Origin of the sequence: Janthinobacterium sp. HH104 (assembly GCF_001758715.1) — a bacterium.
GTDB lineage: Bacteria > Pseudomonadota > Gammaproteobacteria > Burkholderiales > Burkholderiaceae_D > Janthinobacterium > Janthinobacterium aestuarii.
This window is the reverse complement of sequence record NZ_LRIB01000039.1, coordinates 141,923-155,697: the sequence shown is the minus strand read 5'-3', so window position 1 is coordinate 155,697 and position 13,775 is coordinate 141,923. Positions and strand designations below refer to the sequence as shown.

Genomic DNA, 13,775 nt, shown 5'->3' with positions numbered 1-13,775 from the left:
GCCTTTCCTTGATCGGGTTGAACGGTTTTTTTTATTTGTAAAGCGATAGCGCCAGCGCGCCGAAGATGGCGATGAAGATGCACAGCCGCGCCAGCGACGGGTGCCACACCATGCGGTACACGCCCAGCCAGCCCAGCACGCGGTCGAGCAGGGTTTGCAGGGCTATGCTGAGGAGGAACAGGGGCAGCAGGGTAGGAATCAGAATTCCGAACAGGGCGAATTCACGCGGCATGGTGGTCTCCGGCGCCAGGCGCCATGTGGTCGAGCAATGAGGTATAGATCGAGTGCAGGTCGGCCAGCGCCGTCTGCAGGCGCGCGCTGCGCTCGCCGGTCGCATCGGCTTCCGTCTGGGCCGTGCGCACGACGGCGCCCGCCTGCAGGGTGGCCGCCAGCGCCGCCTGCAGTGCCGTATCGCTGCGCGTGCGCAGCCAGCCGGCGATGTGGTCCACGCACTGCTGCAGCGCGTGGCGCGTGGCGCCTGGCCGGGCGGTGGCGATCAGTTCGCGCAGTTCGATCACGGAGTGGCCGATTTCCAGCAGGGTCAATGCCTGGCGCACGACGGCGCGCGTGGCTTCGCCCGGCGCCGGGCCGGCCGCCGCATTGAGCTGGCTGAGCAAGTCGCGCACGCGGTTGTCGAAACGGTGTTTGACACGGCGCGCAGGCGCCGTGCAGGCATGCAGCGCTTCGCGCCACAGGGCACGGCCGATGTGGTCCTTGTGGCCCATCGTGTGCTCGGGCAGCAGCACGGCAAACACGAGGGCGGCCAGCATCAGTCCCACGATCAGGGCCATGCCCGTGTTGAGGAAAGCCGCGCCATCGACATGCATCACATTCGTCGGCGCCATCTGCGTGATGAAGGTCGACACGCCCAGGCCCACGCCCAGCTTGGCGGGATTCGTCATCAGGTACAGGCCGACGGCGAGAAACGGCGCAAAACTGAGTACCAGCATGGGGAAGCCGTCGCCGTGCACCAGCACGAAATACACGCAGATGAGCGACAGCGGCATGGCGATCAGAAAGCCCGCCAGCACCTGGCGGATCATCATGATCGGGCGCGGCGAGGACGAGGCCAGCGCGCAGAACACGGCCGCCATCAGCATCGCCGTGCTGGCGTAGGGCCAGGCGAGGAAGTAGGCGCCCAGCGCCAGCAGGGCCAGGCTGATGCCGGCGCGCGCGCCGCTGGCAAGCACCAGTGCGGGCGGCGTCTTCGGTGCATATGCCTGCGGCGTGCTCACGTCCAGCGGCGTGTCGTGCACGAGGCTGAAATACACTTCGTGAAAGCGGCTCATGTCGCGCGCGAAGCGCTCGAGCAATTCGCACACGGTGTCGAAATCGATGCGCTGCGCATGCGCGATGGCCGCGCCATCGATGTCCGCGCGCGCCTGGCCCAGCGCCGTTTGCAGATGCCGCTGCATGGTGTCGAGCGAGTCTTGCGAAGGCGTCGCTTGCAGCGCTTCGGCGACGATGGCGTACAGGGGCGCGCAGGCCTGCATGACCTGCGTCTCGCCATCGCGCTGCAGGCGGTCGAACAGGCGGTGGAAGGTATAGAAGGTGGTCAGCGCCGTCATGAAGGTGGCGTTGAAGGCGTGCAGCTTGCGGTTTTGCGCACGCACGTGACTGACCTTGCTCGTCACTTCGAACAGGGCGGCCGAGCGGCCCAGTTCCAGCGCCGCCACGTCGGCGGCAAACTGCAGATGCGTCAGTTCCACTTGCGCCGGCGTGAGTTTTTGCTGCAGCACATCCTGGCAAAAGGTGAGGAATTTGCCGTAGCGCGCCTGCACCGTGCGCATCACCTGCGTGCCCTGGTGGCGCGGCAGCAGCACGCTGGAGACGGCTGCCGAGCAGATGATGCCCAGGCTCACTTCAGCCACGCGCGTGACGGCCAGCGAGAAGACCTGCATCGGCTGCTCGATGGCGGGCAGCACGATCATGCAGGCCGTGTAGCCGGCCAGTACGTACACATATGACTGGGCGTTGCGGTGCAGGGCCGAGCCGCTCGTGCACAGGCCCACCCACAGGGCCAGGCCAGCGAACAGCAGCACGGGCTGCTGCGGGAACAGGCCGATCAGGGTCAGTGCGGCCGTGCAGCCGAGCAGGGTGCCGCACAGGCGGTAAAAGCTTTTTTCCAGCACCATGCCGCTGCTGGGCAGGGCCAGGATGATGGTGGTGGTCATCGCCGTGCTCGGTGAATCGAGGCCCAGGCGGTAAGCCAGCCACAGCGCGCAGAACGCGGCGATCAGGGTCTTGCCGACGTAGATCCAGCGTTCGCCTTCCGTCGCGCGCCAGTCCTGCAGCGCCAGCGCCAGCCAGCGGGCCGCCCGGGGCAGGGGGCCGTCTATAGGTGTTGTTGCTGTGGCTGGCGTCATCGATAGGCTATCAGTTCTGGTTGTTGAGATTGTTCAAATTGCGCAGCTGGCGCATGTACAGCTTGTCGAGCACTTGCAGCTCTTCTTCCGTGAACCCTTCGTACAGGGCCGAGGTTTCCTGGTACACGTCGGGCAGCGCCGTTTCGATCAGCGCGCGGCCCTTGTCGGTCAGCGAGATCATTACCGAACGGCGGTCGCCGGGACGCGTGCCCCGATGGATCAGGCCACGCGTTTCCAGGTCGTTGCACACGCGCGTCAGGTTGGCCGGCTTTTCATGGCAGGCCATGCCCAGGGTGCAGGCGTTCGAGGTTTCGTCGTCCGTGCCGTACAGCACGGCCAGCACCATGTAGCTGGCATCGACCAGGTCGTGCTTTTTCAGCGCGGCGTTGGTCAGGTCCTTCATGCCTTTTTGAATGTGGTACGTCATGCGCAATAAACGCATCAGTTCCATGGGGAAGCCTGGCATGCGCGTGCGGATGTTTTGCAGCCGCTTGGCGGTGGCGTCAAAAGCGGTCATGTCATATTCCTTCATGTGTGAATAAAGTTCCGATTGTATCTTGTTGAGCTAGGGCAATGCCAGGATTGCAAGCTTATATGCCGCCTCCCAGTGCATTCATCAAGGAAACGTACAGATCGAGCTCGCGCGCCCCATTTTGCGCCTGCTGCTGTTCTTCCGCCAGCAGCGCCACTTGCGTGTTGAGCATGGCGATGGCGTCGCTCATGCCCGCCTTGTACGCCTTTTCCGCCAGGTCGCGCGCGCGCTGCGCCGTGGCCAGCGCCTGCGCGGTCAGCTCGTGTTGCTTGGCCAGCGACTGCGCCTTGGTGACGGCGTTGGCCACGTCCGACATGGCGTTGATGACGGTGGCGTTGTACTGCTCCACGGCGACGTCGTACACGGCTGTCTGGCTGCCCAGCTGGGCGCGCAGACGGGCGCCGGCAAAGATGGGCAGGCTCAGCGCGGGCGAGGCGCCGCGGATCTGCGAATTGGCGTCAAGAAAATGGCTGAAGCCGAAGGCCTGGAAGCCGGCAAACGCCACCAGGTTCACGTTCGGGTAGAACTCGGCCTTGGCCGCGTCGATGCGCTGCGCCGCCGCTTCGACCCGCCAGCGCTGGGCGGCGATGTCGGGCCGGCGGCCGATCAGGTCGGCCGGCAGGGCGGCGGGAATGGCCAGCGGCTGGTCCAGGCGCAGCACAGGGCGCGTGAGCGCCGCACCCGCTGCCGGGCCCTTGCCCGCCAGGGCCGCCAGCTGATTGCGCAGCAGGGCCAGCGATTCGGCCGACTGTTCCAGCTGGCGGCGTCCGGCCGGCAAGGTGGTTTCGATCTGCGCCACGTCGATGTCGGTACCGATACCGGCCGCCTTGCGCTGGCGCGTGATGTCGAGGATGCGGGCGCGCTGCGCCAGGCTGCGTTCGATCACGTCCTGCAGCTGGAATTCATACGACAGCTGGATGTAGGTGCGCACCAGCGCCGTTTCCAGCGCCAGGCGGGCCATCTGCGATTCGGCCGACGCCATCTGCACGTCGCCCAGGGCGGCGGACAGGGCGGCGCGGTTGCGGCCCCACAGGTCCAGGTCATACGAAGCCGTGACGGTGGCCTGGTTACGCCACGCGTAATTGCCGGCCAGCGGCGCCGGCGTGCTGCCGTGCTGCGAATACAGTTCGCGGTTGATGGAAACATTCGCGTCGGCCTGCGGACGGGTCTTGTCCTCGGCGGCACCGGCCAGCGCCTCGGCCTGGCGCACGCGCGCCTGGGCGCCGCGCAGGGTGGGGCTGTCGGCCAGCGCCTGCTCCATCAAACGGTTCAATTGGGGGTCGTGCAAGTCTTGCCACCATTGCGTACGCGGCCAGGCGATCGCTGCGCTGGCGGCGGCATCCATGGCCTGGTTCGTCTGCAGCTTGTTGGCGTCGAGCATGGCCGATTGCGGCGCGATATGGCCCATGTCGGCGCATGCGCTCAAGGCAAGGATCAGGCTGGCGGCAAGCAAACGGCGGTGCAGGGACATGCAGGAACTCCGGAAGAAGGTGTTGGGGTACTGCTGACAGCTCGCCGCGGTGAGCGCCGGGAGTGGCCCGGGTGCTGCGCCGCAACTGAGTTGTTACTGACTGAAACCGGCTGACTGGTTTCTTATTGCACGACGTGTTTTGCCGTTTGCGCGACGTCAAAGTCCGCTTCCGTTTGCGGGATCAGACCAGCTTTGCGGGCGGCGTAGAACTCGGCCATGACTTGCTCGCGCGTCACTTGGCTGGCGGCGGTGGCCGGTGTTTTCGGATAGTCGACTTCGCTGGTGGCGATTTCGCCGGCGTTGCGGGCACGGACGTATTCGGCCGTGACTTGTTCGCGCGACAATTGCTGGCCCGTGGTGGCAGGCGCGGCGCTTTGGGCGAAAGCCGAAGTCGCGGTGGTGACGGCAAACAATGCTGCGATAAGGGATTTGGCTTGCATGATAAGACTCCAAAATGTGCTTGATGGCTGGGTGGATGGGCCGGATCGCCACGTACCGGTCGGTTCGGCGGCATGGCGCTGGTGGGCGCCGTGCCGGCGATGAAGCAGTTTCTGGGTGAGAAGATGCTTACTTGAATTAACTATAGCAATGAATAGTACATTTGTGAAGTAATTTATGAAAATAGTTGTGCGCCGCCGCATTCCTTGGGGAAAATGCCGTGCAGGCGTGCGCCGCTGGCCGGGCCAGGGGAGTAAGCTGGTTTTTTTGTTAACGGAGGCCGCCATGAGCAGCAGTTCACTCGATCCGGACAATTTGCCCGTCATCCCCGACCGCGTCCTGGGCAGCGGCCATGGCAAGGGGGCGCTGGGCCCCAGCGACAGTTCCGACAGCGGCAGCGACATGCAGGGCGTACCGGGCCAGGACCCGGAAGAGCTCGATAACGACAGCGATGCCGCGGGCACGGGCGAGCGGGCCGGCGTGGAGCCGCGCAATACGGCGCCTGACGGCGGCGACATCGACGTCGACCACGTGGAAAGCATGGCGCCCGTGCGGCCGGCAGAGGACGGCGATGGCGAACCCGGCGCTCCCCAGGCGCCAGTGCCACGGCCCTGATGCCAGAGGCCGGCCGCAAATTGCCGCCGCTGTGGCGCCATCAGCGTAAAATGGCGGCAAGGCGGCGTGCGCGCCGCCATGGCCAGCCGGCCGGCACAGGATAGGATGTCAGAGGATGCAAACGCAGATGTCGCAAGAGAAAGAAAAAGACTTGATGTCGATGTACCGCGAGACGCGGCCACGCGAGTTTTTTGGCGAAAAAAGTAATACCAATCACCTGGCCTGGAGTTTGCTGGTGGTCTTGCTGGCGCTGGCGTTCTGGCTGATCGTGGCCCTGGCGGCGGCGGAAAACCAGCGCTATGCCCTGGAAACGAAGGCTTGCCAGGATCACGTGTTTCCCACGGAAATCGACACGTCTTGCCTGAAACAGGTCAAGTCGCGCGATCACTGGTGGCAGCACGTGGGCCATGCGCTGGTGCGCATGGGCGCCTGACCCTGGCGCAAGCTGGCTGAACCTGGCGGCGGCGAAGGCCGCTGCGGTGATGGAGCGATAGTGCGGGAGGCGCCATGCCACGCGATCACTCGCGCGAGCAGCCGCAATGGCTGCTGGCGCGCCACAGTGCCTTGACGGCGCGCCAGTTGCTGCGCGCCTATGGCTTGCTATGCCTGTTTTCCCTCGTCATTGCCGCCGCCTTTGCGCTGCGCGGCCTCTGGTACATTCCCGTCTTTTCGTTCGTTGAACTGGGCTTGGTGGCCACCGCCCTGCTGCATTACCTGCGCCACGCGCGCGACTATGAACACATCGCCCTGCGCGATGGCGAGCTGATCATCGAACAGGTCAGCGGCGGGCATTGCCGGCGCCACCACTTTGCGCCGTGGCGCACGCGCATCGCCATGCCGCAAGGGCCGCGCCAATTGATACACATCAACGATATGTATGATGCTACCCGGCACGTGGCGGTGGGCGTCTTCGCCACGCCCGAACGGCGCCGGCAAGTCGCGCAGGAACTGGGCGCGTTGCTGCCGCCCTATTTGGGCCCGTAAAACTGGAATGTCTGTACCACCAGCAAGGTAGTAGGGAAGCCCGTGATGGTCTTGAATTCCTTCACGCCCGTGATCTTGTAGGCGCCGGCCTGGAACGCTTCCCCTTCCGCCCAGCTGTGATCCTTCATGGCAAACTGCAGCAGGCGTTTGTCGTTATAGCGGTAGCTGAAGATGGTGTAGGCGCCGACGCGGCTGGTGACGACGAAGTTTTCATCCTGCGCGTTGGCGATGAGCAGGATGCCCGGATAGCGCCCGATGCCCGCCTCCTCGTTCTGGATTCTCAGGATCACATCGGTAAAACTGCATTCGGCGTCGCGGATCTTGTCGCGCTTCGTGGCGATCTGCATCACCTCGTCGTAGCTCTTGTTGTGCACGATCGACCATTGCGGCGAGTCGCAATAATTGGCCGCGCGGGCGTTGGCTGCGCAGGATAGCAGCAGGCAAAAGGTGATGGCGGGGATGGCGTGCATGGAATCTTGTCGCGGAAGTTGGGGGCGGCGGCAGTCTACCTGCCCGCTGCCGCCGCCACAAGCGCAGGACGGTGATCAGGTCGCCCGCGACGGACCTTCCCACAGATTGATATGGCCTTCGCGCGCCTGCACGTCGATGGCGGCCAGCTCGTCGGCCGTGAACGACAGTTGCTGCAGCGCGGCCACGTTTTCGCGGATTTGCGCGCTGCTGCTCGCGCCGATCAGGGTCGAGGTGACGCGGGGATCGCGCAGCACCCAGGCCAGCGCCATCTGCGCCAGGGTTTGCCCACGCTGCGCGGCGATCTGGTTCAGGGCGCGCACGCGGGCCAGGTTTTCCGCGCTCAGATGCTGTTGCATCAGCGAGCCGCCGCCGGGACGGTTGACGCGCGCATCCTGCGGCACGCCATCGAGGTACTTGTCGCTGAGCAGCCCCTGCGCCAGCGCCGTGAACGTGATGCAACCGATGCCTTCCTGCTGCAGGGTATCGAGCAAGCCGTCTTCCTCGATCCAGCGGTTGAGCATGTTGTAGGCAGGCTGGTGGATCAGACACGGCACTTTCCATTCCTTCAGCAGGGCGGCCGCCTCGGCTGTCTTTTGCGGCGAATACGACGACAGGCCCACGTACAGCGCCTTGCCCTGCTGCACGGCGGTGGCCAGCGCGCCCATGGTTTCTTCCAGCGGCGTGTCGGCGTCGTAACGGTGCGAGTAAAAGATGTCGACATAGTCGAGGCCCAGGCGCTTCAGACTTTGGTCCAGGCTGGCCAGCACGTATTTGCGCGAACCGCCGCCCTGGCCGTACGGCCCCGGCCACATGTCCCAGCCCGCCTTGGTGGAAATGATCAGTTCATCGCGGTAGGGCAGGAAATCATCGCGCAGCAGCTTGCCGAAATTGCTTTCCGCGCTGCCATACGGCGGGCCGTAATTATTGGCCAGGTCGAAATGCGTGATGCCCAGGTCGAACGCCGTGCGCAGCATGTCGCGCTGCGATGCCAGATTGTTGCTGTCGCCAAAGTTATGCCACAGTCCCAGCGACAGCAGTGGCAGTTTCAGCCCGCTGCGCCCGCAAGTGCGGTATTGCATGCTGTCGTAGCGGTTCTCGGCGGCGTGGTAGGTCATGGCATCTCCTCGTTGAATGAAGCGCTTATTTTCGCGCAAAATCAAGGTCCGTGTGCGTGCGCCGTACGCGTGGCCGCACGCGCCTTACAATGGGCGATCAGGAGTCTCGCAAGGAGCGGTCATGGAAATTGAATTGAAATTATTGCTGGCACAGCAAGATGTATCGCGTTTGCGCGCGCACCCGCTGCTGGCGCAATCCACGCAAGGTGAGCCGCAACTGTTGCAGATGCACGATATCTATGTCGACACGCCCGATCTGCAGCTGTGCCGCCACCAAGCGGGCTTGCGCGTGCGCCAGGTTGACGGACGCTGGGTGCAAACCCTGAAGGCGGGCGGCACGGTCAGCGGCGGTTTGCACAGCCGCCACGAATGGGAGGGCGAGGTGCCGGGGCCGCAGCCGGACCTGGCCGCGCTCGACTCAGTCATTGGCCGCAAGCAGCCCATCCGCGCGCTGCTGCGCCAGGACGCCATCCGCGACGCTTTGCGGCCCGTGTTTACCACGCGCATCGAGCGCACCGTATGGCAGTTGCGCACGCCGCAGGGCGACGAGATCGAATGCGTGCTGGACCAGGGTGTCATTGAAAGCGGCGCGGATGGCGCCGATGGTGCCGCGCGCAGCGTGCCCGTCAGCGAGATCGAACTGGAATTGAAGCAGGGGCAGGCCTCCAGCCTGTTCGATGTGGCGCTGGCCCTGCTGCAGGACGTGCCGCTGCAGCTGGGCCACATGAGCAAGGCGGAGCGCGGTTACCGGCTGGCCGCATCGCATCCCTTGCAAGCCGTCAAGGCGCAGCCTTTGCGGCTCGATGACGGCATGACGGTGCAGCAAGCCTTCATCGCTATCTGCGGCAATTGCCTCGAGCAGGTGAGCGGCAACCAGGATGGCGTGGCGGGAGGCGAGGACGTGGAAAGCGTGCACCAGATGCGCGTGGGCCTGCGCCGTTTGCGCTCGGCGTTGGGCATGTTCAAGTCGCTGCTGGTGCTGCCGGACGTCTTGAAGGGCGAACTCGAGTGGCTGGGCGGTGCGCTGGGCGAGGCGCGCGACTGGGATGTGTTGGCGGGTAACACCCTGGCGCAGATCAATGGCGAGGCGGCCACGGATGCGGCGGCGCTGGCGGAGGCGGCGCACGCGCAGGCGCGCCTCAAGCACGAACTGGCTGCCCAGGCTGTCACCTCGGCGCGGTACACGGCCTGCATGCTGGGCTTGCAGCGCTGGCTGCAGGCGCGCGCCTGGCGCGACAGCTGTTCCGCGCGCCAATTGCGGCGCCTGGATGCGCGCGTTTCGCCATTTGCCCGCGCGACCTTGCGCAAGGACCAGCGCCGCCTGATAAAGCGTGGCAAGCGTTTGCTGCATGCGACGCCGCAGCAGCGCCACCGGGTGCGCATCGCGGCCAAGAAGACGCGCTATGCGACGGAATTTTTTGCCTCGCTGTTTGCGGGCAGGGCCGTGCATCCGTATGTGGGGCGGCTGTCGGCCTTGCAGGATGAACTGGGCTGGCTCAACGACGTGCAGGTGGCCGACCGGCTGCTGCGGCAATTGCCCGAAGTTCCGGCCGACCAGACCGGCCAGACTGACCAGTCGGCCCAGGACCGGTTGCGGCTGCATGCTGCCTTCGTGCGCGGCTATCTGGCGGCGCGCGCGCAGGCGCAAGGCAGCGATGGCCGCATGCACAAGGCCTGGCGGCGCTTCAAGGCGGTCCGCTTGCCGGCCTGAGCCCCGGCTAGGCCAGCGGGCGTTGCAACTGGCGCTCGAGGATGGCCAGCGGCGACTTGTGCGGAGCGGCCATGGCGTGCACGGGCAGCAGCCAGGTTTGCTCCAGCGCATGCTGTCCCCGCAGGGCAGCGTGCGATACCGTGTCGCTGAAGACGATCCACGTCTGGCCCGGCGCGAACGCATGCGTGTACTGTTCCACCTGCGCCTGGTAACCGAGGTCGGCCTTCATGGCGTCGTGCAGCTGCAGCATGTAGTGGTCGTAGGCCGTGCGCCGCGATTTGGTGACGCGCAGCCATTGCAGCATGGCCGCCAGCACCGGTTGCGGACGTTTCGCGACGGGCAGGAAATGCTGCGCCACCTGCTCGAATGGCGCGCCCAGTTTCCACACGCGGGGCGCATCGCGCGGATGGATGTTGGTGAACACGCGCAGGATGCGCCGGCCCTGCGTGGGCGAGGAGGGAAAGCTGTCGACGTGCAGGCGTGTATCGTCCTTGCGCCACGAGGTCACCCTGCCGGCAATTTCCACGGGCCGAAAGCTGCCCTTGCCTTGCTGCAGATGAGCCGAATAGCCAGGCAGCAAGCCGGCCAGCAGGCGCTGCGTGTGCCGCGCATAGCGCTGCATCAGCGCGGCCAGCAGGGTCGCATCGTAGGCGTCTCCGTGGCCGCGCACGCCGCGCGCCGGTTCCCAGCTGATGTTCTTGGCGCTGCCGGCGCTACCCACGGCGCCGTTCAGCAGCGCATGCTCTTCCTGCCGCAGAGAAAAGCCCAGCGCGGGCAGCAGCAGCACCTGCCCATCTTCGAGTGCCTGCTGCGCCGCCGCCTGCTGCGCGGCGCTGCCGCGGGCGTCCCACCGGTCCAGGGAGATATCGATGAGTTTGCTCATGGCACAAACGGGTAAGACATCGGAGCGGCCAGTATGGGCGCTTGCCGCCCGCTCCCGTTTGCGCTGGCGCAGATGCAGTTCACGGTGCGGCGCGATCGCGGTTCACATAAAACCAGCCCGGCGGCCGGCGCGCCCTCAGTAAGCGAGGCGGCCCGGCACGCTCACTTCGATCTGCGTGCCGGCGCCGGGCCGGCTGTCGATGCGCAGGCTGGCCGCGATGCCGGCGGCGCGCTCGCGCATGCCGACCAGGCCCCAGTGGCCGGGCCGCTGGCCCGTTTGCGCCACGGCGTCATCGAGGCCGCAGCCGTCGTCGCGCACGCGCAGGGTGAATGCCTGCTCCGCATAGTCGAGTTCCAGCACGATGTTGGCCGCTTCGGCATAGCGCGAGGCGTTGAACAGCGCTTCGCGCGCGATCGCATAGATCTCGTCATGCACGCGCGGCTGCAGGCGCCGGCAGGTGCCGCTCACATGCACGGTGAACGCGTGCGCGCGGTGCTCGGCCAGGCCCTTGCCGAATTGCTGCAGCGCCAGGCGCAGTTCGTCCGGTTCGGCCGAGGCGCGCAAGTCCATGATCTGGTCGCGTCCTTCGATCAGCAACTGGTCGGCCAGGTTGAGGGTGCCGTCGAGGCGCGCCCGTTCGCGCGTGCCCTTGGGCAGCATGTCCGCATGCGCATGGAATGACAGGATCAGGCCCTGCACGCTTTGCAGCAGGGTGTCGTGCAGCGAACGGGCGATGCGCGAGCGTTCGGCCAGGCGTTCCTGCAAGCGTTCCTGCAGCCGCTCCTGCATGTCGCGCGTCAGGTGGCGGATGCGCAGCACGTAGCCGCCATACAGCAGCAGCGCGGCGCCCAGCGCCAGCAGCACGATGAACCACGGCGTTTGCACGAAGGCGGGCGCGATGACGATGGCTAGCCCTGTCCCTTGCGTGTTCCACACGCCGTCTTCGTTGGCGGCCGTGACCTCGAAGCGGTAGCTGCCGGGCGCGAGGTTGGTATAGTAGGCTTCGCGGCGTCCGACCGCTTCTTGCCAGCCGGCATCCACGCCCGTCAGTTTGTAGCGCAGGCGCACGCGTTCCGGCATCGACAGGCTCAGGGCCGTGAAGCCGATCTGCAGGGTCTTGCTGCCTTGCGGCAGGTGTTGCGGCTTGCCATCGTCCAGCGCGTAACGCACGCCATTGGCCAGCAGGCTGTGGATCTGCACGGGCGGCGCCAGGGCGTTGCGGCGGATATGCAGCGGGTCGAGCATGCCGATGGTGGCCGAGGTGGAAAACCACAGCTTGCCATCGGGCGCATGGATCAGCGACGGCACGGGGCGCAGCTGCGAGGCATGGCCCTGCAAGCCGTCGAGCGCGTCGAAGCGCTCCGAGGCGACGGCGCTGCCGTCGCGCATCCACGCGGCCAGGCTGGCGGCGCCGATATGGGCTATGCCGTCCGCGCCATGCAGCCACAGGTCGCCGTCCGGCAGGCGCACGATGCCCGACACGCCGCGAAATACCGTGCCGCGCGCGCCGCGCAAGGTGTGGAAGCGGCCGGCGCGGTACAGGGCCACGCCGTTTTCGCCGCCGGCCCACATCGTGTCGCCATCGCGGTACAGCTGCAGCACGGTGCCCACTTGCAGGCCCTCGGCGGCGCCGAGCCGCCTGACGGCGCCCGCGCGCTGGCCGTCGGCCACCAGGCTGATGGTATTGTCGGCATGGCCCAGCCAGACGGTGCCGGCGCCATCCATCGCCATGGCCGTCGTCAGCACCGTCGGCAAGCCCGACAGGCCGCCGTTGGCGATCCATTTCCCTTCGCTCCGGCGAAACAGGCCGCCACCGGAAAACGAGGCCCACAGGGCCCCCGAGCGGTCTTGCTGCAGCGCCTGCGGATCGAGTCCCTGCACGGGCGTCGCCACGCGCGTCATGGCGCCGTTGCGCGCGCGATGGTGGAGTTCCTGCTCGTTGCCCAGCCACAGCGTGCCGTCGGGCGCCCAGTGGCTGGCCGCCAGCGCCCCTTTCAGGATCACTTTTTTCATGCCATCGGCCGTAAAGCTGCGCACGTCGCTGACGTAGTCGCCGATCCACACGTCGCCGTCGGGCCCCGGCAGCATGCCGGGATGGTCGAAGGGCACGGCCACGGCCAGGGTCTTCAGGCGGTTCGGCCGCAGCCGGTCCAGGCCCGTCGAGGTGCCGAACCACAGATTGCCTTCGCGGTCCTGGAACGATGTCTGCGGCAGCGGGCCGCTGATGCCGTTCTGGCGCGTCAGGCGCTGGGCCGGCAGGCTGGGGCCGGAAGGGTCGAACTTGCGTTCGATGCCATCGGGCTGCATCAGCCACATGGTGCCGGCGCGGTCGAAGCGGATGCTGTTGCCCCTGGCGTCGGGCCGGATGGGCGCATCGCCGCGCGGCGCGCTGGTGCGCACGCGGTAGTAGTTGCTTTGCGCATCGACGGCCCAGATGGCGCCATCTGGCGCTTCATCCATGCCGGTGAGGATGGTGCGCGGCCAGGCGTGGGAAAAGCGCGTCTCGCCCGGCTTGCGGAAGTAGGCGCCAAGCATGGTGCCCACCCACTGCGTGCCATCGCGGGCGAACAGGATCTGGTAGACGCGCTTGTCGGGCAGACCCACGTTGGCCGCTTGCGCAACGAAACGGTCCGCGCCCGGCGCCAGGCGCGCCGCGCCATCGCGCGTGCCGACCCAGATGGCGCCGTCGGGTGCCACTTCGATGTGGAACACGGCGCCCGGCGGCAAGCCGTCCGCTTCGCGGTAGGTGCGCGTGCCATCCTTGCGAAAGACGCTGACGCCGCCGAGGCGGTAGCCGACCCACACGGCGCCATCGGCCGGCGTGGCCAGGCCCAGCACATTGCTCGACGGCAGGCGGTGGCCGTACACGCTGTCGACCCTGTCGAAGCGCACGCTGTCGTAGCGGTACAAGCCGGTGGCCGTGGCGATCCACAGCCAGCCATCGTTGCCCTGGGCGAATTTCAGCACATCGACGGGCGCGCCTTGCAGGGCGCCCCAGGCGTTGTGCGTGTAGTCGGACAGCAGGGGCGATGGGGCGGCTGCGCACGCGTGCAGGTGGCACGCCAGCAGGGGCAAGATCAACAGGCGGCGCAGCAGGCGAGCGGACATCGGGGCAGAGGGAGATAGCGGTGGCGGGGCAGTGATTGTAGCGCAGCGCCGTGCCTTTCAGCAGGCAAAAAAAAGCCTGCG

13 protein-coding genes are annotated in these 13,775 nt (G+C 66.5%); 4 read left to right on the top strand and 9 right to left on the bottom strand.

Features of this window, described 5'->3' with window-relative positions; genetic code table 11:
- Positions 1-31: 31 nt before the first annotated feature.
- The 5 genes from JAB6_RS17935 to JAB6_RS29375 all read right to left on the bottom strand — a co-directional run bounded on the left by JAB6_RS17935 (position 32) and on the right by JAB6_RS29375 (position 4,809).
- Positions 32-232 carry a DUF1656 domain-containing protein gene (locus tag JAB6_RS17935; protein WP_034751763.1) on the bottom strand — a complete coding sequence of 67 codons (201 nt, stop codon included), beginning with the start codon at positions 230-232 and terminating at the stop codon, positions 32-34.
- Entirely contained in the window at positions 222-2,366 is a 2,145-nt protein-coding gene (locus JAB6_RS17930) for an FUSC family protein (RefSeq protein WP_070303944.1), read from the bottom strand. Before JAB6_RS17930 ends, JAB6_RS17935 begins: the two co-directional genes overlap by 11 nt.
- 10 nt (positions 2,367-2,376) lie before the next feature.
- Positions 2,377-2,883: a MarR family winged helix-turn-helix transcriptional regulator gene (locus JAB6_RS17925; RefSeq protein ID WP_034751839.1), complete on the bottom strand. Its 507-nt coding sequence runs from the start codon at positions 2,881-2,883 to the stop codon at positions 2,377-2,379.
- Between the two features lie 73 nt (positions 2,884-2,956).
- Positions 2,957-4,369 carry an efflux transporter outer membrane subunit gene (locus JAB6_RS17920; RefSeq protein WP_070303943.1) on the bottom strand — a complete coding sequence of 471 codons (1,413 nt, stop codon included), beginning with the start codon at positions 4,367-4,369 and terminating at the stop codon, positions 2,957-2,959.
- A 122-nt stretch (positions 4,370-4,491) separates the two neighbouring features.
- Positions 4,492-4,809, bottom strand: a complete 318-nt coding sequence (locus JAB6_RS29375) for a DUF4148 domain-containing protein (RefSeq protein WP_070303942.1) — start codon at positions 4,807-4,809, stop codon at positions 4,492-4,494.
- A gap of 283 nt (positions 4,810-5,092) precedes the next feature.
- On the opposite strand from JAB6_RS29375, the gene JAB6_RS17910 reads away from it, so the two are divergent.
- From JAB6_RS17910 to JAB6_RS17900, 3 genes are all read left to right on the top strand, one after another.
- Positions 5,093-5,422 (top strand): hypothetical protein, encoded by a 330-nt coding sequence (locus tag JAB6_RS17910; protein ID WP_070303941.1) that lies wholly within the window; start codon positions 5,093-5,095, stop codon positions 5,420-5,422.
- A gap of 115 nt (positions 5,423-5,537) precedes the next feature.
- On the top strand, positions 5,538-5,855 hold the full coding sequence (locus JAB6_RS17905; RefSeq protein ID WP_034751758.1) for a hypothetical protein: 318 nt from the start codon (positions 5,538-5,540) through the stop codon (positions 5,853-5,855).
- Between the two features lie 74 nt (positions 5,856-5,929).
- Positions 5,930-6,406 carry a DUF2244 domain-containing protein gene (locus tag JAB6_RS17900; RefSeq protein WP_070303940.1) on the top strand — a complete coding sequence of 159 codons (477 nt, stop codon included), beginning with the start codon at positions 5,930-5,932 and terminating at the stop codon, positions 6,404-6,406.
- On the opposite strand, the gene JAB6_RS17895 is transcribed toward JAB6_RS17900, so the two are convergent.
- On the bottom strand, positions 6,391-6,876 hold the full coding sequence (locus JAB6_RS17895) for a hypothetical protein (protein WP_070303939.1): 486 nt from the start codon (positions 6,874-6,876) through the stop codon (positions 6,391-6,393). The two genes, JAB6_RS17900 and JAB6_RS17895, sit on opposite strands and share 16 nt — an antisense overlap.
- A gap of 75 nt (positions 6,877-6,951) precedes the next feature.
- Positions 6,952-7,992: an L-glyceraldehyde 3-phosphate reductase gene (gene mgrA / locus JAB6_RS17890; protein ID WP_070303938.1), complete on the bottom strand. Its 1,041-nt coding sequence runs from the start codon at positions 7,990-7,992 to the stop codon at positions 6,952-6,954.
- Between the two features lie 121 nt (positions 7,993-8,113).
- On the opposite strand from mgrA, the gene JAB6_RS17885 reads away from it, so the two are divergent.
- Entirely contained in the window at positions 8,114-9,703 is a 1,590-nt protein-coding gene (locus JAB6_RS17885; protein WP_070303937.1) for a CYTH and CHAD domain-containing protein, read from the top strand.
- Between the two features lie 7 nt (positions 9,704-9,710).
- On the opposite strand, the gene JAB6_RS17880 is transcribed toward JAB6_RS17885, so the two are convergent.
- Both JAB6_RS17880 and JAB6_RS17875 read right to left on the bottom strand, forming a co-directional pair.
- Positions 9,711-10,586 (bottom strand): Kdo hydroxylase family protein, encoded by an 876-nt coding sequence (locus JAB6_RS17880; RefSeq protein WP_070303936.1) that lies wholly within the window; start codon positions 10,584-10,586, stop codon positions 9,711-9,713.
- A 135-nt stretch (positions 10,587-10,721) separates the two neighbouring features.
- Positions 10,722-13,694, bottom strand: coding sequence for a sensor histidine kinase (locus JAB6_RS17875; RefSeq protein WP_070303935.1), 2,973 nt, complete (start codon positions 13,692-13,694; stop codon positions 10,722-10,724).
- Between the last annotated feature and the right edge of the window lie 81 nt (positions 13,695-13,775).